This window comes from Ignavibacteriota bacterium (genome assembly GCA_016716225.1).
Lineage (GTDB): Bacteria > Bacteroidota > Ignavibacteria > Ignavibacteriales > Melioribacteraceae.
The window spans coordinates 355026-379373 of record JADJWT010000001.1; the positions used below are offsets into that span (position 1 = coordinate 355026).

Sequence of the window (24348 nt, forward strand, 5' to 3'; positions counted from 1 at the left end):
TAATCTTTTTAACTAAAAAAATCCTAAAATTTATCAATTCACAAATCAAGTTTCGATATGAAATCATATATAATTTTGTTTACAATATTTTTCTCGCAAATCATTTTTTCACAAACCAATTCAGAATGTATCGATTGCCATAGTGATAAGGATCTTACTGGATTTAGGAATAATAAAGAAATTTCCTTATTTGTTGATGAAAAGAATTTTGATGTTTCAGCGCATAAAAATGTTTCATGCATTGATTGCCACAAAGGATTTGATGTTTACGATATTCCTCATAAGGAAGGAAAAAATATTTATAGAGTTGATTGCGCAAACTGCCATAATAATATTTCGGAACAAACAAAAAATGATATTCATATTAGATTGGCAAAAGATAAAAAAATTCCAACTTGTCTCTCTTGCCATTCTTATCATAATGCAAAACCAATAAATTTAATTTCAGACAAATCAAAATATTTTTGTTCAGATTGTCATAATGATGAAAAAAGTGCAGAAGGATTTCATAATAAAGTATATGTAAATAATGACGCTTGTGCAGAATGCCATCAAGATATGGAAAATCAAACTCTTGCGTTAGAAAATTCTGTTCATAAAAATATTTCTTGTGCCGATTGCCATACTTTTGCTGCAGCAAATTTAACTGATCATAAAGCTGATCTTGATATGGCAAAATCCGCTTCATGCGAAACATGCCATATTAAAATTGCTCAAGAACATACCCAAAGCATTCATGGAATAAAATTAGTAGAAGGAATTGGCGAAGCAGCTAATTGTTACAGTTGCCACGGCTCACATGATATATTAAAAGTTGATGATCCCAAAAGCAAAGTATTCCCAAAAAATTTAGCAACTACTTGTGGAAAATGTCATGATGACCCGAATTTTGAGAAGAAATTCGCAATGAGTGTTGTACGCCCGGGAAGAATGTATTCTCTATCGGTTCACGGAAAAAATGTAATTGCCGGAGATTCAGATGCGGCAAATTGTTCAACTTGTCACGGTGTACATGATATTAAAAATAGAGTTCAAGCTGGTTCTCAAATTTCTGCATTAAATATTCCGAATACTTGTGAAAGCTGTCATGAAAAAGAAGTAAAAGAATATAAAAATTCTGTTCATTGGTTTAGAGTTCAACGAGGAATAAAAGATGCACCGGTTTGCAACGACTGCCATAACGAACATAATATTGAAGAAATTAGTTCAAAAGGAAGAGAAGCAAACAGACTTCTAATGCAGCAAGAAACGTGTATTGGCTGCCATGAAGGTTCTAGAGTTGCAAAAAAATATGGGAAAGTAGGAAATCAAGTTGAAGAATATTTAAGTAGTTATCATGGTTTAGCTGCAATCCGTGGAGATAAAGATGCAGCATTGTGTATTGATTGCCATAATGTTCATAGTATTTTACCAAGCAGTAATCCGCAAGCTTCAACAAATCCGGAAAACGTAACAAAAACTTGTCAGAAATGTCATACCGATGCAACAGAAGTTTTTAGTAAAAGTTATTCGCATAAAACCGAATCTGAAAGCGCTAGATCAATAGAAAATTTAGTAAGCAATATTTATTTCTGGTTAATAATTGCTGTAATCGGCGGAATGTTTGTTCATAACTTACTTATATTTTTGTATGAAACAAGAAAAAAACGAAAGAAAGAAAAAAATGCAATTAGAATGCCGAGATTTACGAGAAATGAAGTTGTTCAACATATTTTATTAGCAACATCCTTTATTGTATTGGCAATTACCGGATTTGCTTTAAAATATCCAAACAGTTTTTGGGCTGAAGGACTTCATACTTTAGGAATGAGCGAAACCGTAAGGCAATATACTCATAGAGTTTCTGCAGTATTAATGATTGTATTAAGTTTATATCATGTTATTTATCTTGCTTTTACAGCTCGCGGAAGAGATGTTCTAAAAGAATTATTACCAACTTTCAAAGATATTACTGATTTAAGAGATAGCATTTCATATTATTTAAGATTAACGAAAAAACATCCGGAATTTAATCAATATGATTATGCAGAAAAAGCTGAGTACTGGGCATTAATTTGGGGAACTTTTGTTATGGCTGTAACGGGATTGATTTTATGGTTCCCTACAATGGTTGGCGATTGGGCTCCAATTTGGTTGATAAAAGTAAGTGAAATTATTCATTTTATGGAAGCGATTCTAGCTTCACTTGCAATTTTAGTTTGGCATTGGTTCTTTGTTATTTACAGACCTTCAGAATATCCCATGAGTTTTGTTTGGGCTGATGGAAAAATGACTTTGGAACATTATCGCCATCATCATGAAAATCATTTTAAGAGAATTGTATTAGAATGGTTTGAGTATAATTATGAAAAACATCCGCGTAAAAAATTAACAAATTATACTAAACTATTTAAAGAAACTCTTGATAAGAACGGTTATGAGATAGAAAATATAATTCAAGGCGAATTAAACAAAGATCTTGAGTTAAGATTATGGTACGAAGAAGAAACTGAAAAAATTGTTAAAAAGTATGTTTAAGAATTAAAATAAACTAAAAAAAGGCATCAATAATTTGATGCCTTTTTAATTTTAAATCGTTTCTAAGTTTTATTTTTTGCGGGCTTTTTCTAAAGCTTTTGCAACAGCTAAATCAAGAGCAACAGTTGCAAATGTTGCATCTGTAACAACATCTACATCTAAATTTTGTTTTTCTACAACTTGAGTTGGAACTTTATTTTTCACTTCAGTTACAGGAGCACCGTATTTTTTATGATCAACACTCTGGTTGTATTTAAGAACATCGATTTTTTCAATTTTGGAATCGGAAACTGTAACTTCAACTTCTATCATACCATCATGTTCTTTATCACTTCTTCCAAATGCAGATCCTTTATAAGTTCCCGGAACATATTTTGATCCGGTAGCTTGAGCTAAAGCTTTTGCAACAGCTAAATTAATTGCATTTGTTGCCATTGTAGCATCAGTAATAGCATCAGTTTCAATAGATTGTTTTTCAACAATTTGTGCAGGAATTTTTGTTTGAGCTTCAGTAACTAATGCACCATATTTTTTATGATCAACACTTTGATGATATGTTAAAACTTTTATATTTTCAATTTTAGATTCAGAAACTGTAACTTCTACTTCAACTAGTCCATCATGTTCATTATCTGCTCTGCCAATTGCCGATCCTTTATAGGTTCCAGGAGTATATTGTGCAAGTAAATTACCGGCAACAAAAAATAATATTATAATAAAATTCATTAAAAAAGATTTTTTCATTTTTACCTCAGTTTGATTAATTAAAAAATTCAATACAAAAATTTAATTGCGCAATTTTAACATATTTTATAATTAAAAAATAATAAAAAATTATACACAAATTGCTTTAAATTTTCTTAGGATATTATTATCTTTTTTACATAAATTACATATTAAAGTTCCAATTAATTAACAATTGTAAAATAATTGTTTAAGTTTTAGATACATATTTAACAGTCTTTAACAAATTTGAAAATTTTTAACAGTAAGAAAATAGAGATCTAAATGAAATTAAAAACACTTATCTATTTTGCATTTTCATTGCTCTTGGTTACTGGATTTGTATCCGCTCAAAATATTAATGGAAAGATTTCTTCTTCCGTTTACGCATTTGAAAGAGCGCAATCAATTGATGAAAGTGAAATGTTCCTTAGAGCTTATGAAACTCTAACTCTTAATATCAATGAAGGAAATTATTCTCTAAAATCCAGATTAAATTTTGAAACTAATTTCAGCAATGCACTTGAGAATGATCCAAAATTAAGATTGTATAATCTTTACTTTGAAGCAAGAAAATTGTTTGATGTTGCCACCTTAAAATTGGGAAGGCAACCAATATTTAATCAAGTTGCCGGTGGACTTTTTGACGGAGCAAATTTGAAAGTTGACGTTAGTGATTTTACAGTCAGCGGATATTTTGGCGGAAATGTTCCAGCATATCAAGAATTAAAACTTACTGAAGATTTAAAAAACAACAATATTTTTGGCGGCGAAATAAGTTACAAAGGGTTGGGAAATACTAAAATTTCACTCTCTTATGTTGATAAAAATTTCAAACCTTTAGATTATGAAACACAAAGATTAGATGTAAATTTAAATCCAATTACAGTTTTGATTGAAAACAAATCCAACCAATTCCGATATGGTTCTGCAGTAGTTTCATATTTTGGTTTTGTTGAAGCAAATGCTAGAGTTAATTATGATTTTAATTACATGGCTTTATCTAGAGCAGAATTAAACGGTAGATATTCTGCAACAGAAAAGCTTGGTTTGAATCTATATTATAATTACCGCGCTCCTCAAATTAGATATAATTCGATTTTTGCTGTTTTCGATTTTGGAAATACTCACGAAATTGAAGCCGGCGCTGATTATAAAATCAATTCAGATTTTTCAGTTTTCGGAAAATTTGGAAATGTTGAATACAAAGATGATAATTCTCAAAGATTTACACTTGGAGTAAATTCAATATACGGCGGATTAAGTTACCGACAAACTTTTGGATATGCCGGAGAATTAAGTTCAATTTCAGCTTATTCTGCAAGAACATTTTGTAAAGGAATGATTACTCCTTCAATCGGATTAGCATACACAAATTACAAACTTTCTGAAGATGATGAAGCAAATAATATAATTTCAGCTTTGGCCGGAGTAAATGTAAAACCTTGGCAAACTCTTTCATTTGATTTACAAGGACAATTTTCTGATAATAAAATTTATAAAAATGATTTAAGATTATTTTTCAAAATAAACTATTGGTTCAATACAAATTTAGACTTATTATGAAACTAAAATACGTTTATACAATTGTGGGATTGGCTTCAATCCTTTACTTTGGTTTTACAAGTTTTTCTTCATCTGATGAAGTTAAAACTAGAAATCAATCAATAATAAAATTTTCTCACAGTGTTCATGATGGAAATGCAGAGTGTGCTGATTGTCATGTTAATGTAGCAGAAAGCATAAATTTGGGCGAAAGCTTGCTTCCCGCAAAAGCTGAATGTGCTGCTTGTCATGATGTCGAAGACGAAGAAAATTGTGCAATGTGTCATTATGATGGAGTTTTTGAAACATTGGAACCAAAAACTTCAGAATTAATGTTCAATCACAAATTTCACTTAGCAGATCAATCAATGAAATGCGAAGATTGCCACACCGGAATAATGGAAGTAAATTATAGTTTTGAAAGTGCTGGAGCAAATCCTTCAATGGAAAAATGTTTTACTTGTCATAATGATATTTCGATTGCATCAAACAATTGTGAACAATGCCATATTTCAACCGTTAACTTAATTCCGGAAAATCATCAGCAAGTTGGCTTTTTCAAAAATCATAAATTCAATACTAATAATTGCGAAATGTGCCATAGCCAAGAAACATTTTGTGAAGATTGTCATGTTGCAACGATTGGAATTGATGAAACAAATTTAAACAATGATTTTTATACACCTTATTCTCCTCATAAATATGTCAATGGAACAAAGCAGCAAGTTATTACTCGTGTCCACGATTTGAATTTCAGATTTACACACGGAATTGATGCAAAAGGAAAAACCGATAACTGCCAAACTTGTCACCAAACAGAAACATTTTGTGCAGAGTGTCATGATTCCGAAAATGGAGATTTTGCAATGAACGGAATTATTCCTTTATCCCATACAAAACCAAATTTTGTTACTGGTTTAACTCCCGGTTCTGAACATGCAATTCTTGCGAAAAGAGATATTGAAAGATGTGCTTCTTGCCATGATACGCAAGGCGCAGATGCAAATTGTGTAGTTTGTCATTCGGATCCGGATGGTGTAAAAGGAACGAATCCCAAAACACATGCTACTGGATTTATGAAGGATAATGAAGGAGATTGGCATTCAGACGGTGCATCAATTTGTTTTGATTGTCATTCTAATTCAAATACAGCTGGTGTTGGATTCTGTGGTTATTGCCATGGAGCAAATGCAGATTAATTAACTTCAAAATTTTGGTAAGAAGATGAAAAATAAAATTTTATCAATATTGTTTATCGGTTTAATGACTTTCACTTTTTTTAATTGTAGTGAAGTTCAAGATGACATTACGCAAACTCCAATTTTAGAAGGTGTTCATCCGGAAGGATTTGGGAAATTGGGTTCTGAAGATTTTCACAGTTTTAAACTTCAATCTACAAATTGGGATTTAGTTCAATGTCAAAAATGTCACGGTGCTAATTATTCCGGTGGGACAGTAAATGTAAGCTGTCTTGACTGTCATTCAAGTAGTGCCGGACCTGAAGCTTGTAACACTTGCCATGGTGTTTTTGCAGATGAAACAAAAATTGCACCTCCGACAGATATTTCAAATAATTATGAAACATCAAGCAAAGGTGTTGGCGCACATTCATCTCACGTTTACGAAAGTGATTTGAGCAATGGATATTCTTGTTTCACCTGTCATCCATCAAATGTTGGAAATGGAGATTTTGTTAAAGCTCATATAGATGGATTGCCGGCAGAAATGTCAATTTCCGGTTATAGTTTTACTAATTTAACTTGCGAAAATAATTATTGCCATGGAAATTTTGAATTTAATAAAGCTGATGTTGATCCGGATTTTGCATTTATTTATAAAGCAGATGTAATAACCGGTGAGAATTTTACTCCTAAATGGAATCAAGTTGATGGAACTCAAGCTGCGTGCGGAACTTGCCATCTTCTTCCGCCAAGAGGACATTTACTTGAAGGAACCGACCCAAATGCAGAAACTTGTGCAAGTAATAATTGTCATCCTTCAGCTTTTAATGAAGATGGAACTTTAAACAAATTTACTCATGCAAACGGCGAAAAGAATTTAAATTAAAAGCCATTAATAAATAATTTTTTAAAAGGCATTCAATCGGATGCCTTTTTTGTTTTATTTAATTTTCAAATACCTTTTGGAAAATATTTTTCACAAAATTAATTCATAAGAAATGAGTAATTTTACACATGTAAAATTTCAATTGTAATTTTATAAAATTTTGTAAATAGTAAATATGATAGATACAATCCATTCATTAAATATAATTCTCCCAATTTTATATTCACTAACATTGGGAATTTATCTTTATGATTTTATAAAAGACGATAGCAAAGTTCACAATGCTAAAAGAATATTTTTATTCATTACACTTTTACTTCATTTACTTTATTTAATTTTAAGAACAATTGAATTTAATCATCCGCCAATTACAAATAAGTTTGAGATTTTTACGGTACTGGCATTTTGTTTAGGGTTTTCATATTTCTTGTTAGAATTACTTACGGATATTAGAGGAACGGGATCTTTTATAATTTTATTTTCTCTAATTTTTCAACTAATTTCTTCTTTTTTTATTCAAGACTTAATTGAAGTAAAAGAAGTATTGCGCAACAGATTACTTGGAATTCATGTTGTTAGCGCTTTGGGCGGATATGCAGGTTTTACAATTGCAGCTGTTCATGGATTATTATTTTTTCTGCTTTATAAAGAAATTAAATTCAATAGATATGGTTTGATTTTTAAAAGACTTCCAAGTTTGGAAATTCTTGAAAAATTAAATTTCTATTCTGTTCTTATAGGATTTATTCTTCTTACAATATCAATCTTAATAGGATTTATTTGGCTGCCAATTGCATTCCCCAAAATTAGTTATGTTGATCCAAAATTAATTTCAGTAAGTATTGTTTGGCTTGTGTTCGGAATTGGAATTCTCACAAAATTAATTGCAAAATGGTATGGTAAAAAAGTTATTTTATTTTCATTAATTGGTTTTGTGATTGCAATACTTTCACTTTTGGTTTCGAACGTTTTTGCCCAAACTTTTCATTCGTTTTATTAATATTTTTTAAGTTTTATTTTGTTATGAATTTGATTGGAATTTCAATAAATCATAGAACTTCTTCTATTGAACAAAGAGAAGCCGTTCATTTAAGTTTAGAAGAACAACAACAATTTATTTCGTTACTAAAAAATAAATTGTTAAAAGAAGGATTTGTTTTATCCACATGTAACAGAACGGAAATTTTTGGAATTCCGATAAATCATCAAATTCATCCAAACTTACTTTTCGCAGAATTAATAAATTTTAAAAATGTTGATAATTTAGAATTCGGAAATGTAGAAAGTTATGATTCCGAAAATGCACTTCGACATATTGCTCATGTAGCTTCGGGAATTGATTCTTTAATTATCGGCGATAGTCAAATTTTAAGTCAATGCAAAGAAAGTTTCCGGCTTTCCGTTGATGAAAATTTTTCCAATACAACAACTCGTAAAATTTTTGATGTTGCCGTAAGAATTGGAAAACGCGCAATAAAAGAAACTTTAATTTCGCAAGGAGCTGTAACTGTAAGTTATGCGGCAATTCAAGTAATAGAAAAAATATTTGCAAATCTTGATAAGAAAGAAGCATTAATAATTGGCGCCGGTGAAACAAGCGAATTAGCTGCAATTCATTTAAATAGTAGAAACATTGGAAAAATTACAATTACAAACAGAACAGAAGAAAAAGCCGGAAAGTTAGCAAAAAAAGTTTCCGGTTCAACTATTTTATTTGAAGAATTTAAAAATCATCTTCATAAATTTGATATAATTATTAGCGCAACAAGTTCAAAAGATTTTATTGTTTCATATAGTGATATTAAATCTGTAATTTCAAAACGTAAAGGAACGCCAATATTTATAATGGATATTGCAATTCCCCGAGATATAGATCCAAAAGTAAAAAATATTGATAACGTTTTTTACAATGATATCGATTCGTTGAATATTATTGTTGATCAAAATTTACAAAAACGCAAACATGAAATTCCGAAAGTTCAAAATATAATTAATGAAGAAATTGATGGATTCTACAACTGGTATAACACTTTGGGAATTGTACCAACAATAAAATCATTACGTTCGTTTTTTGAATCGATTGAATTTGATGAGTTGAACAAAATTAAAAATAAAGTTTCAGATGAAGATTTTGTTAAATTGGAAGAAATGACAAAAAGATTGGTCGGAAGAATTTTGCACAATCCGACAAAAAAATTACGGGAACTTGCAGAAAACAATGATGATCTTGACAAAACAAATATTCATACAAGTACTTTAAAATATTTATTTGATTTGGATAATATTTCAGAAAATGGAAATAAGGAATAAAATAATTTGAAAAAAGATAAATTAATTCTTGGCTCACGCGGAAGCGAATTAGCTTTATGGCAAGCTAATTTTGTTAAGAAAGAATTGGAGAAAAAAAATGAGAATCTTGAAGTTGAAATAAAAATAATTAACACAAAAGGCGATAAAATTCTTGACGTTGCACTTTCCAAAATTGGCGATAAAGGTTTATTCACAAAAGAATTAGAAATAAAATTATTAAATAATGAAATTGATATTGCAGTTCACAGTTTAAAGGATTTGCAAACTGATATTCCAAAAGGATTAAAACTCGCATGTGTTACAAAACGTCACGATGTTGAAGATGTTTTAATTTCGAAAAAGAAAAAAGAAACAATTTTTTCACTTAAAGAAAATGCAACTGTCGCAACGGGTTCTTTGAGAAGAAGAAGTCAATTAAAACATTTAAGACCGGATATTAATATTGTAGAATTGCGTGGAAATGTTCCGACAAGAATTAATAAATTGTTAGAAAGCAATTGGGATGCAATAATTTTAGCACGTGCCGGTGTTGAAAGATTAAAATTACAGAAACATATTTCTTCAATAATTCCGATTGACCAAATTTTACCGGCTGTTGGACAAGGCGCACTCGGAATTGAAATTAATGAAAAAAATAAATTTGCTGAAAAAATTGTTAAATCAATTCATGATGAAAATACATATTGCGCAGTAATTGCTGAACGTAGTCTGTTGAAAAAATTAGAAGGCGGATGCCAAGTCCCAATTGGCGCTTATGCAGAAGTAAAAAGCAACGGATTATATTTGGAAGGTTTGGTTGCATCTTTGGACGGATCGATATCATTTAGAGCAAAAGTAAAAGGGAAAAAATCTGAAGCGGAAAAGTTGGGAAAAATTTTAGCTAACGAATTACTTAAATCTGGCGCAAATAAAATTTTGAAAGAAATTAACAAAATTAGATAATTGAGTTTACCTTTAGAAAATATAAAAATTGTTATTACACGTTCGGAATCTCAATCGTTAAATGATATTTTGGAATTTGAAAAACTTGGTGCAAAAGTTCTAAACTTTCCCACCATTATTATTTCAAAACTAGATGATTATTGTGAAGCAGATAAAATTCTTAAAAATGTAAATGATTTTGATTATCTAATTTTTACATCATCAAATTCCGTGAAATATTTTTTCCAAAGAATTTCGGAATTACAAATTCAAATTAATTTTGAAAAAGTTAAAATTATTTCGATCGGAAAAGGCACTGAAAAATTATTAATTGATTCTAAAATTAAGATTGATTTTATTCCAACAAAATTTAGCGCGAATGATTTATTAAGTGAAATTTCAGTTTTGGAAATTGCGAATAAAAATATTCTAATTCCCGGCTCCTCAATTATGAGAAATGAATTGTATGATGGATTGATAAATCATAATGCAAACGTTACAAAGTGTGAAGTTTATCAAAATATAATTCCAAAGAAAAGTGAAATTAATATTAATGAATTGGAAAATTTTAATGCGGATTTATTTGTGTTTACAAGTCCATCAACATTTAATAATTTTTTAGAAATATTAGAAATTGAAAATCCGAAAAGTTATTTTGCAGAAAAAACAATTGCTGTAATTGGTCCAACAACCAAACAAACATTAATTGATAAAGGAATTGAACCTAATATATTTCCGCAAAATTATGATATGAAAAATTTGATTGAAGAAATTAAATATTATTACAAAAATTAAAGGAAGAATTTTGACAGAATTAATAAATGATTTATTTCTTAGAGCATGCAGAAAAGAAAATGTTGAACGAACACCAATCTGGATAATGCGTCAAGCCGGAAGATATTTACCTGAATATAGAGCAGTTAGAGTTAAAGCGGATTTTTTAACAATGTGCAAAACTCCGGAATTAGCCGCAGAAGTAACAATTCAACCGATTGATATTTTAGAGGTTGATGCTGCAATAATTTTTTCTGATATTCTTGTAATTCCCGAAGCAATGGGAATGGAATTAATTATGCACGAAGGAAAAGGACCAATCTTCCCTTCTCCAATTCAAACAGAAAATGATTTTGAAAAACTAAAAATTGTTGAACCGACAAAAGAATTAAAATATGTTTTAGATGCTGTTTCACTTACAAAAAAAGAATTAAACGGAAGAGTTCCGCTAATTGGTTTCAGCGGATCTCCTTGGACTTTGATGACATATATGGTTGAAGGAAGCGGATCAAAAACTTTTTCAAAAATTAAAAAATTTATTTATACAAATCCGAAACTTGCGCATAAATTATTGGATAAACTTTCAATTGTTATTACTGAATATTTATCTGCTAAAATTGAAGCTGGTGCAAATGCTGTTCAAATTTTTGATACATGGGCGGGAATTTTATCTCCATCAGATTTTGATGAATTTGTGTTTCCATACATAACAAAAATTATTTCAAATATTAAAAGAATAGATGAACCAATAATTTATTTTCCGAAAGGCGTTCATTATAATTTGGAAAAATTAGCGAATTGTGGCGCAGATGTTTTAGGATTAGATTGGACAATGAATTTAGGTGATGTGAGAAAAATTGTAAATGACAAAATTGCACTTCAAGGAAATTTAGACCCAACCGTTTTATATGGCAATGAAGAAAAAATTAGATTCGAAGTTAAAAAAGTTTTGCAATCCTACGGAAATGGAAACGGACATATTTTTAATTTGGGTCATGGAATTCTTCCGGATATTTCTCCCGAGAATGCAAAATCGTTGGTAAAAATTGTTAAAGAGGAAAGTGTAAAATTTCATCAAAATTTTTAGGAAATTATGTTTGATATAAATTTAGATTTAGTTAGAAAGTACGATCGACCCGGACCGCGTTACACAAGCTATCCAACGGCACCGCAATTCAATGAAAATTTTACACATAAAGATTTTCTTAATGAAATAATTCGCACAAATAATTTGGAGAATCCAAATAATCTTTCGTTGTATTTCCATATTCCCTATTGCGATACACTTTGTTATTTCTGCGGCTGTAATATGATTATTTCTCGCAATCGCGAACGAATTAGTAAATATATAAATTATCTAAAAAATGAAATTGATTTGCTTCGAACATATTTGAAGCCGGAAAGAAAAGTTGCGCAAATACATTGGGGCGGCGGAACACCAACTCACCTTTTGCCAAACGAAATAAATGATTTAATTTCATATATAAATGAAAATTTTTACTTTGTTGAAAATCCGGAAAACGGTTGTGAGATTGATCCGCGCGAATTAACTTACGAACATCTTGCTGCTTTGCGTGAAGGTGGATTCAATAGAATCAGTATGGGCGTTCAGGATTTCAATGAAAAAGTTCAGAAAGCTGTAAACAGAATTCAACCAGAAGAATTAACAAGAAAAGTTGTTGAATGGATTCGTGAATTAAAATTTCAAAGTATAAATCTCGATTTAATTTACGGTCTTCCCTTTCAAACAGTTTCCGAATTTGAAAAAACTATTGTAAGCATTATTGATATTTCTCCGGATAGAATTGCGCTATTTAATTATGCCCATGTTCCGTGGATGAAAAAACATATGGAATTAATTAAACCGGAAGATTTGCCAACTCCGGAAGAAAAAATGCAAATATTAAAAATGTCGGCTGCAAAACTTACTCAAGCTGGATATGTATTTATTGGAATGGATCACTTTGCAAAACCGAATGATGAATTATCAATCGCATTAAGTGAAAAGAAATTATATAGAAATTTTCAAGGATACAGCACTAATGCCGGAACCGATTTATATGCTTTGGGAATTACAAGCATTAGTCAATTTGGAAATATTTATGCACAAAATTTGAAAACCGAAAAAGAATATTTTTCCATATTAGATGAAGGGAATTTCCCTATTGCAAAAGGTTATGAAATGAATTTAGATGATATAATTCGTAAAGAAGTAATTATGAAAATTATGTGTGATTTCGAATTGGATTTTTTTCAAATTGAAAATAAATTCAAAATTAATTTTGATGAATATTTTAAATTTGGTTTGGCAAATTTAACTGAATTGATTGATGATAATTTAATAAAATTAGAAAATAGAAAAATTACTGTTTTAGAAATGGGTAGACTATTAGTTAGAAATATCGCAATAAATTTTGATGGATTTATTGAACGCAAAACTGATACAGCTAAATATTCACGCACAGTTTAAACACTTGAAGTTATTCCCACTATCCGTTAGCTAACGAAGAGGAATGCTGAAAAATTTATAGATGCCCGATAAAAATATTCGGGAATGACATATTAAAAGAAAGTTAAAATAAATGAAAATTGCAGTAGTACTTTTTAATTTAGGAGGACCGGATTCTTTAGAAGCAGTTGAACCATTTTTGTTCAACCTTTTTTCTGATAAAGATATTTTCAAACTTCCTTTCGGACAAAAATTATTTGCAAAAATAATTTCAAGTAGACGATCACCAAAAGTTCAGAAAGAATATGATTTGATTGGCGGGAAATCACCATTAAACGAATGGACGGAAATTCAAAGAAAAATGTTGGAAGAAAAATTACAAAATAATTTTGAAAATATTTTTGTATTCACTGCAATGCGTTATTGGAATCCAATTACAAAAGAAGTTGCAGAGAAAATAAAATCGCAAAATTTTGAAAAAATAATTTTACTTCCTCTCTATCCGCATTATTCAATTTCCACAACCGGTTCATCATTTAATGAATGGGAAAGATGTTTTAATGCCGCTAACGAAAAAGTTTTTCGTGTTAATAATTATCAAACAAATCCATTTTATATTTCTGCAATAAATGAGAGAATCGATCAAACAATTTTAAAATTTCCAGAAGAAATTAGAAATGATATTCAATTGGTTTTCAGTGCACATGGAACTCCCGTAAGCATGGTAAAAAGCGGTGATCCATATTCTCATCAAATAAAAGAAACAATTGATAAAGTGGTGGAAGAACGAAAATATTCTCACAAACATCATTTGTGTTTTCAAAGTAAGGTTGGACCAGTAAAATGGCTTACTCCAGCCACTGATGTAATGATTGAAGAACTTTCTTCTCAAGGAAAAAAACATTTGTTAATTATTCCAATTAGTTTTGTATCGGATCATGTTGAAACATTGTTTGAATTGAATATTGAATATCGGCATGTTGCTGATAAAGTTGGAATTGAAAATTACATAGTGATGGAAGGTTTAAATAATTCAGAATTATTTGTAAATGCTTTGTACGAAGAAGTTATAAAATTTTTATAAGAAAAATTTATGAAAGGTAAAAAAGTTACAATTCTCGGTGCCGGAATTTCCGGATTAGCAACAGCTCATTGGCTTGAAAAAGATGGATATGATGTAACTATTCTTGAGCAAAATTCTGAAGTCGGCGGCGCAATGGTAACTAAAATTGTTGATGATTTTCTTATTGATTTTGGTCCAAACAGCGGTTTAGAAACAACTCCTAAAATTAAGGAATTGGTTAACGATATTGGTTTATCCAACGAAATGATTTACGCAAACGAAGAAGGAAATATTAGATACATTTTAAAAAATAGTAAACTAATTCCTTTACCTACTTCTCCATTAAAATTTTTACAAACAAAATTATTTTCCTTATCTGCAAAATTAAGATTATTGAAAGAACCATTTATTGGAAAATCAGAAGATGGATATTATCAAAGTATTGCCGAATTTGTTGAACGAAGATTAGGAAAGGAATTTTTAGATAATGCAATTGATCCTTTTGTATCCGGAGTATTTGCCGGTGACCCAACAAAATTAAGTGTGAAATCAGCTTTCCCAAAATTATATAGATTAGAAGAAGTTTATGGCGGATTGATTAAGGGAATGTTCAAAGGGGCGAAAGAAAGAAAACTCAGAAATGAAGAATCAAAACAAAGTGCAAAAATGTTTTCGTTCATAAATGGGATGCAGTCTTTTCCAAAAGCAATAGCAAAAAATTTTAAGGGACACATTTTTTATAATTGCATTGTTGAAAATATTATAAAACAAGATTCGAAAATAATTGTTGAACTTGAACAAAATGGCATAAAAGGAAAAATTACAAGTGATGTTTTGTTATCAACAATTCCAACGCACAGATTATCAAAGTTTTCTAATTTATTTGATACATATTTAACTAAACATTTAAATGATATTTTTTATCCGCCGGTATTGGTTTTATTTTTAGGTTATGATAAAAAAGTTATAACTCAAAAATTAGATGGATTTGGATTTTTAATTCCTTCAAAAGAAAATAAAAGTTTTCTAGGCGCAATTTGGAGTTCAACCATTTTCATAAATAGAGCACAAAAAGATAAAGCAGCGTTCACAATTTTTGTCGGTGGTGCAAGAAATCCGGAATTCAAAGTTTCAGATGTTGATGAAAAAATTAAAATTGTACTAAAAGAATTTCATGAAATAATGGGAATAAAATCTCAGCCAACTTTATTGCAATGGAAATTTTGGAACAAAGCAATTCCACAATATAATTTGGGTTATATCGAACATGAAAAATATTTTGAACAATTTGAGAATGAAAATCCCGGAATATTTTTAAGTGGAAATTATCGCGGCGGAATTTCTGTTGGAGATTGCATAAAAAGTTCTTACACAAATTTTGAAAAAATTAGAGATTATTTAGCACAATAAAAGATTTCTCATTAGTTAGTCAAAGGATTCGTAATGACAAACAACACTGCTGTCATTCTAAGTAGCGAGGTAATGTGAGAATAATAAGATGTCATTCCCACGAAAGTGGGAATCCAGAATTTATAATAAAAATAGATTCCCGATAAAAACATTCGGGAATGACTAAGTGGAATTTATTTTATAGGAATCGAAATGGCAAATTATCCAGAAAAAAGATTGCGAAGATTGAGATACAATCCGATTGTTAGAGATTTAATTCGCGAAACTTCTCTAACAAAAAATGATTTGATTTATCCTTTATTTGTCGCACCGGGGGAAAACTTTAGAAAGGAAATTTCTTCAATGCCCAATGTTTATCAGCTTTCGATTGATAATATTGTTAGGGAATGTGAAGAATTAGTTTCTCTCGGAATTAAAGCAATTATACTTTTTGGAATTCCCGAACATAAAGATGAAATTGGCTCAGAAGCTTATTCTGAAAATGGAATTATTCAAAAAGCAATTCGTGCAATAAAATCAAAAGTTAAAAATTTATTAATTATAACAGATGTTTGTTTGTGCGAATACACTTCTCACGGTCATTGCGGAATAATAAAAGGTGATGAAATTTTAAATGATGAAACTGTTTCGCTACTTGTAAAAGAAGCTGTTTCTCATGCAAAAGCCGGTGCCGATATGATTGCACCATCAGATATGATGGATGGAAGAATTTTAGAAATTAGAAAAGGTTTGGATGAAAATGGATTTCAAAATATTCCAATAATGAGTTATGCAGTAAAATATGCATCAGGATATTATGGACCATTCCGCGAAGCGGCAGAATCAACTCCGGCATTTGGTGATAGAAAATCTCATCAAATGGATGTGGCAAATTCATTGGAAGCTTTGCGTGAAGCGGAAAGCGATATTGCAGAAGGTGCTGATATCATTATGGTTAAACCAGCCGGCGCCTATTTGGATATTATAAAATCAGTAAAAGATAAATATAAAATGCCAACTGCAGCTTACCAAGTTAGTGGAGAATATTCAATGATTAAAGCTGCCGGGAAGGTTAACTGGATTGATGAAGAACGAGTTATGTTAGAATCTTTAATTTCAATAAAACGCGCTGGAGCAGATATTATTCTTACGTATTTCGCAAAAGATGTAGCAAAGTATTTGGATAAAATAAAATAACTTTTGTGATAAATTTTCAGTTCTTAATCTTTATCTTAATCATAATCTTACTCTGAGAACTATTTAAGAATAAAGATTAAAATAAAGATTAAGATCAAGAGTAAGATTAAGAAGAAAATAAAATTTAGAATTTAAGGTAACATTATGAAAATTTCCCAAAGTGAAAAATTATTTGAAGAAGCAAAAAAGTATATTCCGGGTGGAGTAAATTCTCCCGTTCGTGCTTTTAAATCTGTCGGCGGAACTCCATTATTTATAAAGGAAGGAAAAGGTTCACATTTTATTGATGTCGATGGAAATGATTTTATAGATTATATCGGAAGTTGGGGTCCACATTTATTCGGGCATAATCCGGATTTTATAATCAATGCTTTAAATGAAGCAATTAAAAAAGGTACAAGTTTTGGTGCTCCAACGGAAATTGAAATTAAAATGGCTGAACTCATATCCGAGCTTGTTCCATCGGTAGAAAAAATAAGAATGGTAAACAGCGGAACCGAAGCAACAATGTCTGCAATTCGTGCAGCGCGCGGATTTACAAATCGAGAAAAATTTATAAAGTTTGAAGGATGTTATCACGGTCACGCTGATTATTTTCTTATAAAAGCCGGTTCGGGAGCATTAACATTGGGTGTTCCTACAAGTCCCGGAGTTACTACCGGAAATGCGGCAGATACTTTAGTTGCGGAATTTAATAATATTGATTCCATCAAAGAATTAATTTCAAAGAACAAAAATGAAATTGCCGCAATTATTATTGAAGCAATTGCAGGAAATATGGGTGTTGTAAAAGTAGAAGAAAATTTTATAAACGAGTTGCGTTCAATTTGTGATGAAGAAAAAATTGTTTTAATATTTGATGAAGTTATGACCGGATTTAGAGTTGCAAAAGGCGGCGCACAAGAAATTTTAGGAATTACTCCCGATCTTTCAACATTTGGGAAAATTATTGGCGGAGGTTTACCAGTTGGTGCTTTTGGCGGAAAAGCTGAAATAATGGAAAAAATTGCTCCCTCTGGACCAATTTACCAAGCAGGAACATTAAGTGGAAATCCTTTGGCAATGAATGCGGGATTTGCAGCATTATCATACATAAAAGAAAATCCAAATATTTATAATTTGCTTGAAGAAAAATCATCATACTTGGAAAATGGCTTTAAGAAAAATTTAGAAAAGTTAGGAAAAAATTTCGCAATGAATCGAGTAGGTTCAATGATGTGTATGTTTTTCACAGAAGAAAAAGTCGATAATTTTAACTCTGCAATAAAATCTAACACTGAACTTTATGGAAAATATTTTCATAAAATGTTGAAAAACGGAATTTATTTGGCACCAGCTCAATTTGAAGCTTTATTTGTTTCCACTGTTCACTCAAAAGAAGACTTGGATAAAACAATTAATGCTCATTATAAATCTTTATTTGAAATTCTGTAATAGAATTTATAAGTTGAATATAGGTTTGAAATAATTTGTTTCAAAATTGAAACATTTTGATTTATGGCAGAATACGAAATTAAAAATGACGATATTTTAGATAGTTTAGGTGAAGGTGTTTTTACAGTTGATAAGAATTTTAGAATTAATTTCTTTAATAAAGCTGCTGAAAGAATAACCGGTCATAAAAAAGAAGATGTAATCGGTCAATTTTGCAAAAATGTTTTCAAATCAAAAGTATGTTTTACCGAGTGTCCTATCGCATTAGTTTTAAATTCCAAAAAAAATATCTATGATTTCGAATCAAAAATAAAAATCGCAAATGATTCCGCAATTCCAATAAAATTAAATGCCGCAGTTTTGCATAATGAAGAAGAAAAGCCAATCGGTGGAGTAATTTCTTTTAGAGAAATTTCCGATATTGAAAGAATCGGTCAAGATCTTTCAAAAGACACTAATTTTCACGGAATTATTGGAAAAAGTAAACCGATGAAAGAAATTTTCGAATTGATTAAGGAAATTTCAGATTCGGATGCACCGGTTTTTATTCATGGAGAATCGGGAACCGGAAAAGAAATGATTGCAAATGCAATTCAACAGACAAGCAGCAGAAAAGATAAAGTTTTTATTAAAATTAATTGCTCGGTTTTCCCTTCTCACTTATTGGCAAGTGAACTTTTTGGTCATGTAAAGGGAGCTTTTACCGATGCTGTAAAAGATCGCCCGGGGAGATTTGAAATTGCAGATGGAGGTACAATTTTTTTAGATGAAGTTGCCGAAATGCCTTTGCAAATGCAGTTACAGCTTTTGCGCGTTTTGCAAGAAGGAACTTTTGAAAGAGTCGGTGAATCTATTACAAGAAGTGTTGATGTAAGAGTTATTGCCGCAACAAATATTAATATTAATGAAGCATTGAAATCCGGAAAATTCCGTGAAGATTTATATTACCGATTAAATGTAATTCCAATTGAAGTACCCCCGTTAAAAAATAGACAAGATGATTTAATTCCGCTTATAAAACATTTCTTAAAAAAATTTTCGCTTATTTATAAAAAGGAAATTATTGATATTGATGATGAAACAATGGAATTAATAACAAATTTTGAGTGGCGTGGAAATATCCGCGAACTTGAAAATGTTATTGAATATTCTTTTGTAAGAACTAATAATTCTAAGATAATTACTGCTGCAAAACTTCCTCCAATTGTAAAGGAAAACAATTCTAAAAGAAAAGATTTTAACAAATATTTAAATGATGAAGAATCATTTGAGAAACATCAGCTTTTGGATATTTTAGAAAAAAATCATTGGAGTAAAGCAAAAACTGCCAAAGAATTAAGTATTGGCAGAACAACTCTTTGGAGAAAAATGAAACAATTTGGATTAAATGAAAAAGAAAATTAGTTCCACGTTCCTAATTCGGAACATAACGTTTCTATTCCCATAACTTATTTACTTATAACAAATTACCTACCATTTTAATAAATATTTAAAGAAAATGGAACGTTACGTTTAGTTATTTAATACGATAAACAGCTCTTTTAATATATTTTAGCTGGCATTCTTTTTGCAACTAAATGTAAAATTTAACTAAATGGGGAAAAAATGAAGGAATTAACAAAGTACTTTTTTATTCTGATATCCTTTGTTTTAATTATTACAAGCTGTAATGATGAGGAAAAGGAATTACCAATTACACCCGGAGCAAATGGTGAACTTTCCAAAAATACTTGCGAAGGTTGCCATACCGATTATGATTTGCTAAAAAAAGTTTATACTCCTGATCCGCCTTCAACTGGTGGTGCAGGTTGCGGGGGCGAAGCTCCACATTTTGAACCTTACGATAGAGTTGCATTACGAGGAAATGGTTATACTCAGTTTAAAAATAGTGTGCACGGAAAACTTGGCTGCGTTGCATGCCATAATGGTGTAGAAAATGTTGATAATGATGACTTTAAGATTGTAAAAGAACAAGCTCATTCCGGTGATTTTATTGCAAGTCCTTCTCAATATGCAACTGAAAAATGTGCATCTTGCCATCCTGATATAGTTGCAAGAACTCACAACAGCACTCATGAACAAGGCTGGGGACAAAAAAGTATGGTTACAATTCGTTACGGATTGGGAACTGGAAAAGACAAATTTGATCAATTACCTCAACAATTAAAAGATGGATATAAAGCAAATTGTCAAACATGTCATGGAAGCTGTGCGGAATGCCATGTAACAAGACCAACAGCCGGCGGTGGCGGTTTAATAAACGGTCATAATTTTAATAAAACTCCGGATATGAGAGCAAATTGTACAACTTGCCATGTTAGCCGCGGCGGACATGCATATTTTGGTGAAGGACCCGGAACAGTTCCTGATGTTCATTTGACAAAAGCCGGTTTCACTTGTATGAATTGCCATACACAAAATGAGATTCATGGAGATGGAAATTATTATGATCAGCGATACAAGAATAAATTAAAACCAGAATGCGAAAATTGTCATTCCGGTATTGAAACCGCAAATGATTATCACAGTATGCATATAAATGATTTCAATTGCCAAACTTGCCATTCTCAAGATTATAATAATTGCGGAAGCTGTCACGTTCCTGAACCTGGAAGCGGGCATGGTGGAGCACGAGTTGTTGCACATCAGAAATTTAAAATTGGTATGAATCCTATTCCGGAAATTAAACCTTACAAAATGGCAACTTTACGCCAATCATTAATGGCTCCTGATAGCTGGGATAATTATGGTGTTACAACTCTTACAAATTTTGATGAAAGACCGACTTATAAATATACAACTCCTCATAATATTTTAAGATGGACTGCGAGAACTGACACATCAAAAATTACTTTAGATGAAAATGTTGCACAGCCATTGTGTTCGCAAGCTTGTCATATTTTCAAAGATGCGGAAGGAAATTTAAAGAATAAACAATATTATTTATTTGAAACAGATTTAATAGAAACTTGGGAAAAATCAGCAACTGGAAAATATACTGTAGATGGAAAACTTCCAGCTTGGTGGGATATAAACTAGAATAAATCAAACACTCAAAATTATAAAGGAGATACAATGAACGAATTAAGAAAATTGTTTTACTTGTTACTAATCATACCTATTTTATTTCTAAATACCGGTTGCAACGAAGATGAAGATGATCCTGTTGCAATTAATGAAGCGGAAGTACTTGTTAAACATTTAGAAGGCGATGGCGGAAATCCAATTAATAACTTTGCCGCTATGATTGCTGCTTCAGATGTAAACACTTCAATAGCTGCAAACGATGCAAATCAAGTAGTTCTAGATATTAGATCAGCTACAGATTATGCAGCTGGACATATTAAAGGTGCTATAAATGTTGCTCCAACAGATGTTCTAAAATATTATGAAGCAAATAATTTACAAAATAAAACTACTGTTGTATTAGCATGCTATAGCGGACAAACTGCAGGCTGGGCAACTGGATTGATGCATACAATGGGTTATACAAACGTAAAAGATTTAAAATTTGGTATGTGCAGTTGGAATGCAACTACTTCTTCAGGATGGGTTTCAAATACAAATATGACTTCTAAAGGAAATAGAGGCGGAGATTTGGTTACAACAGCATTCCCAAAACCAGCAGCCGGAAATTTACCTACACTTAGCACAGGAAAATCAGCAGCTTCTGATATTTTAAGAGCAAGAGTTGAAGCTATTTTTGCCGGTGGATTTACTCAGAAAATTGCAAGAAATGATGTCATGGATCACACAAGTGATTATTTCATAGTTAATTATTGGTCAGTAGATCATTATAATTGGAAACATATTAACGGTGCTATTCAATATGCTCCAAAAGCTGATTTGGATTTTGATACTTTCCTAAAAACATTACCAACTGACAAAAAAATTGTTGTTTATTGCTATACCGGCCAAACTTCATCACAAGTTGCAGCATATTTAGCTGTTTTAGGTTATGATGTTTATTCATTACTTTATGGCATGAATGGAATTGATTGGGATAATATGCCCGGGACAAAATTTGTTGAAGCAAATGACGTAAAAGCATTTGAATTAGTACAATAAAATTATTTTGAATTAGAGCCTCTTAATTGAGGCTCTTAAATTAAATTGGTTTTTCAAAATGAATGAAATGTTAGGCAATCAGTATTTTATGGCAAGAAATTATTTGGGTGCTGCAAATGCATTCCAAACAGTTTTAAAGGATGAGCCTGATAATATTAATGCTACAAAAAAATTAATTATTTCACTTACTCAAATAGGTAAATTTTCAAAAGCTTTTGAATTATTTGCTGAATTTATTAACAAAAATATTGATAATATCTTAAGCACCGATCCAATTAAAGACGATTGCCCTTGTGCGGAATTAGTTAATAATCTTGAAAATAAAAGTAAATATGGATCTGAAAGTTTAACAATTTTTGAAACTCTTGGAATATTATGGCTTTATTGCGATATCAACAATTCAATAGATTATTTTGAAAAAGCTTCTGCTTTAGCGCCTAACGATACAAAATTAAATTCTGTTCTAATGATCTTAAAGAAAAAACTTCGCGAACTTTCCAACTAAATTTATTATCAAATATTAAACTGAATTCACTCAATTTCACTTCCTTATCATTTAAATATTTTTCATATTAATTAGAAGCCTTATCTTTAATCGGCTGATATGCAAAAAAATCTTCATAAAATCTTTTTGTATAATCATTTATTAATTCCGTAATTCTATCATAATTTTCTGAAGCAACAACTAATCCCGCATGGTATTTTTTATTTAATCTCCAAACAACTTCTTTATCACTATATGAATTTAAATCCGGGAATTCTTGTTTCGCTAATGAAATTAAAATTGCAGCATAATTTTTTTTCACATCTGGCAAAATATATTTTTCATCATCATTTAAATTTTCAATAATTGCCCATTCATTCCAATAATTAATTCCCGAAGATTCTTCAATCAAATTTGCAATATTTGCGCCGCCGACTCTTGCGGAAGTTTCTAAAAAATAAAATTTTCCGTCATTTGATTTAATATATTCGCTATGCGAAATTCCCTTTTTTAATCCAAGTGACTTTATAACTTGCTTATTTAATTTTAGTAATTCTTTTTCATCTTTACTTCCAAATTTAACTGTACGCGAGCAAAAAACTCTTCCTTCATGAGCAACTTCAAAAGGCGGTAAAGCATATTCATGAGTTAAAGCAAATTGAATTTTATAATTAAAAATTATTGAATCAACATGATAAATATTTCCTTCAATAAATTGTTCCAGCAAATAATATGATTGTTCATCGCCTAATTTATTTATTGTTTCCCATGCTTCTTCTTTGGAATAAAATTTTTTTAGACCAATTGCACCAGCTTGCGATCGAGGTTTTAAAATGTACGGCGGATTATTTGAATCAAAAAATTTATTTATATTATCATGATTTAACACATGAACAAAATTTGGGATTGAAATTTTATCTTCATCAGCTTTTTTACGCATTGCCAATTTATCTCTAAAATAACGCGCAGTTGTTTCTCCCATTCCGCCAACTCTTAAATGCTCGCGCAGTTTTGCAGCTTTCTCAACATCAAAATCATCAAGCGCAATAATTCTATCAATTTTTTCTGTGCGCGCCAAATAACTAACACTTTTCAAAACATTTTCCATATTCCATTCATTTTGAACATCCGGAATAAAAAATATTTCATCAATAAAATTTCTTGGCCAATTTGCCTCCATCAAACTTTGAGATGTAATTAACAATACTCTATTTCCAAGTTTTTTACACTTTACCATAAAATCAAAACCTTTTTCATAACTTGCCAAACATAAAACCGTTAAAGAATTTGAAGTTTTCATTAATACCTCACTCAAGTTTTTTCTAAAATGCGCAATTATTTTTTTTATTTCAATATTAATTGTTTTGAATTGCAAAATTGTAGAATGTCGCAAAGTTGCATAAATTT

General features: G+C 30.6%; 20 protein-coding genes. 18 read left to right on the forward strand and 2 right to left on the reverse strand.

Translation table 11 applies throughout. The features are described 5' to 3' along the window. The first annotated feature begins 57 nt into the window (after nt 1-57). Nucleotides 58-2517, forward strand: a complete 2460-nt coding sequence (locus IPM32_01555; GenBank protein MBK8943932.1) for a cytochrome b/b6 domain-containing protein — start codon at nt 58-60, stop codon at nt 2515-2517. A 69-nt stretch (nt 2518-2586) separates the two neighbouring features. Here IPM32_01555 and IPM32_01560 read toward each other — a convergent pair whose 3' ends face one another. Beyond that, nucleotides 2587-3261 (reverse strand): FMN-binding protein, encoded by a 675-nt coding sequence (locus IPM32_01560; protein ID MBK8943933.1) that lies wholly within the window; start codon nt 3259-3261, stop codon nt 2587-2589. Nucleotides 3262-3525: 264 nt separating this feature from the next. Between IPM32_01560 and IPM32_01565 the strand changes: the two genes are divergently transcribed. The 17 genes from IPM32_01565 to IPM32_01645 all read left to right on the forward strand — a co-directional run bounded on the left by IPM32_01565 (nt 3526) and on the right by IPM32_01645 (nt 22962). After that, nucleotides 3526-4806 (forward strand): hypothetical protein, encoded by a 1281-nt coding sequence (locus IPM32_01565; GenBank protein MBK8943934.1) that lies wholly within the window; start codon nt 3526-3528, stop codon nt 4804-4806. Then, nucleotides 4803-5984 (forward strand): cytochrome C, encoded by a 1182-nt coding sequence (locus tag IPM32_01570; protein MBK8943935.1) that lies wholly within the window; start codon nt 4803-4805, stop codon nt 5982-5984. Before IPM32_01565 ends, IPM32_01570 begins: the two co-directional genes overlap by 4 nt. A 25-nt stretch (nt 5985-6009) precedes the next feature. After that, nucleotides 6010-6852, forward strand: coding sequence for a hypothetical protein (locus IPM32_01575; protein MBK8943936.1), 843 nt, complete (start codon nt 6010-6012; stop codon nt 6850-6852). 175 nt (nt 6853-7027) lie between these two features. Further along, nucleotides 7028-7852 carry a cytochrome c biogenesis protein CcsA gene (gene ccsA / locus IPM32_01580; protein MBK8943937.1) on the forward strand — a complete coding sequence of 275 codons (825 nt, stop codon included), beginning with the start codon at nt 7028-7030 and terminating at the stop codon, nt 7850-7852. 23 nt (nt 7853-7875) lie between these two features. Beyond that, nucleotides 7876-9162: a glutamyl-tRNA reductase gene (locus IPM32_01585; protein ID MBK8943938.1), complete on the forward strand. Its 1287-nt coding sequence runs from the start codon at nt 7876-7878 to the stop codon at nt 9160-9162. Between the two features lie 6 nt (nt 9163-9168). Then, on the forward strand, nt 9169-10104 hold the full coding sequence (hemC, locus tag IPM32_01590; GenBank protein MBK8943939.1) for a hydroxymethylbilane synthase: 936 nt from the start codon (nt 9169-9171) through the stop codon (nt 10102-10104). After that, on the forward strand, nt 10105-10878 hold the full coding sequence (locus tag IPM32_01595) for a uroporphyrinogen-III synthase (protein MBK8943940.1): 774 nt from the start codon (nt 10105-10107) through the stop codon (nt 10876-10878). 10 nt (nt 10879-10888) lie between these two features. Beyond that, complete coding sequence (locus IPM32_01600; GenBank protein MBK8943941.1) at nt 10889-11944, forward strand: uroporphyrinogen decarboxylase; 1056 nt, start codon at nt 10889-10891, stop codon at nt 11942-11944. A gap of 6 nt (nt 11945-11950) precedes the next feature. Then, nucleotides 11951-13327 (forward strand): oxygen-independent coproporphyrinogen III oxidase, encoded by a 1377-nt coding sequence (hemN, locus tag IPM32_01605; GenBank protein MBK8943942.1) that lies wholly within the window; start codon nt 11951-11953, stop codon nt 13325-13327. Nucleotides 13328-13439: 112 nt separating this feature from the next. After that, nucleotides 13440-14390 carry a ferrochelatase gene (hemH, locus tag IPM32_01610; GenBank protein ID MBK8943943.1) on the forward strand — a complete coding sequence of 317 codons (951 nt, stop codon included), beginning with the start codon at nt 13440-13442 and terminating at the stop codon, nt 14388-14390. Between the two features lie 9 nt (nt 14391-14399). Next, nucleotides 14400-15779 carry a protoporphyrinogen oxidase gene (gene hemG / locus IPM32_01615; GenBank protein ID MBK8943944.1) on the forward strand — a complete coding sequence of 460 codons (1380 nt, stop codon included), beginning with the start codon at nt 14400-14402 and terminating at the stop codon, nt 15777-15779. A gap of 192 nt (nt 15780-15971) precedes the next feature. Continuing rightward, on the forward strand, nt 15972-16955 hold the full coding sequence (hemB, locus tag IPM32_01620; protein ID MBK8943945.1) for a porphobilinogen synthase: 984 nt from the start codon (nt 15972-15974) through the stop codon (nt 16953-16955). Nucleotides 16956-17096: 141 nt separating this feature from the next. Beyond that, nucleotides 17097-18389, forward strand: coding sequence for a glutamate-1-semialdehyde 2,1-aminomutase (hemL, locus tag IPM32_01625; GenBank protein ID MBK8943946.1), 1293 nt, complete (start codon nt 17097-17099; stop codon nt 18387-18389). A 63-nt stretch (nt 18390-18452) separates the two neighbouring features. Next, complete coding sequence (locus IPM32_01630; protein MBK8943947.1) at nt 18453-19793, forward strand: sigma 54-interacting transcriptional regulator; 1341 nt, start codon at nt 18453-18455, stop codon at nt 19791-19793. Nucleotides 19794-19994: 201 nt separating this feature from the next. Continuing rightward, entirely contained in the window at nt 19995-21428 is a 1434-nt protein-coding gene (locus tag IPM32_01635) for a hypothetical protein (protein MBK8943948.1), read from the forward strand. A gap of 432 nt (nt 21429-21860) precedes the next feature. Then, nucleotides 21861-22457: a rhodanese-like domain-containing protein gene (locus IPM32_01640; protein MBK8943949.1), complete on the forward strand. Its 597-nt coding sequence runs from the start codon at nt 21861-21863 to the stop codon at nt 22455-22457. A 58-nt stretch (nt 22458-22515) separates the two neighbouring features. Then, entirely contained in the window at nt 22516-22962 is a 447-nt protein-coding gene (locus IPM32_01645; protein MBK8943950.1) for a hypothetical protein, read from the forward strand. 67 nt (nt 22963-23029) lie between these two features. On the opposite strand, the gene IPM32_01650 is transcribed toward IPM32_01645, so the two are convergent. Then, entirely contained in the window at nt 23030-24241 is a 1212-nt protein-coding gene (locus IPM32_01650) for an ATP-grasp domain-containing protein (GenBank protein MBK8943951.1), read from the reverse strand. Between the last annotated feature and the right edge of the window lie 107 nt (nt 24242-24348).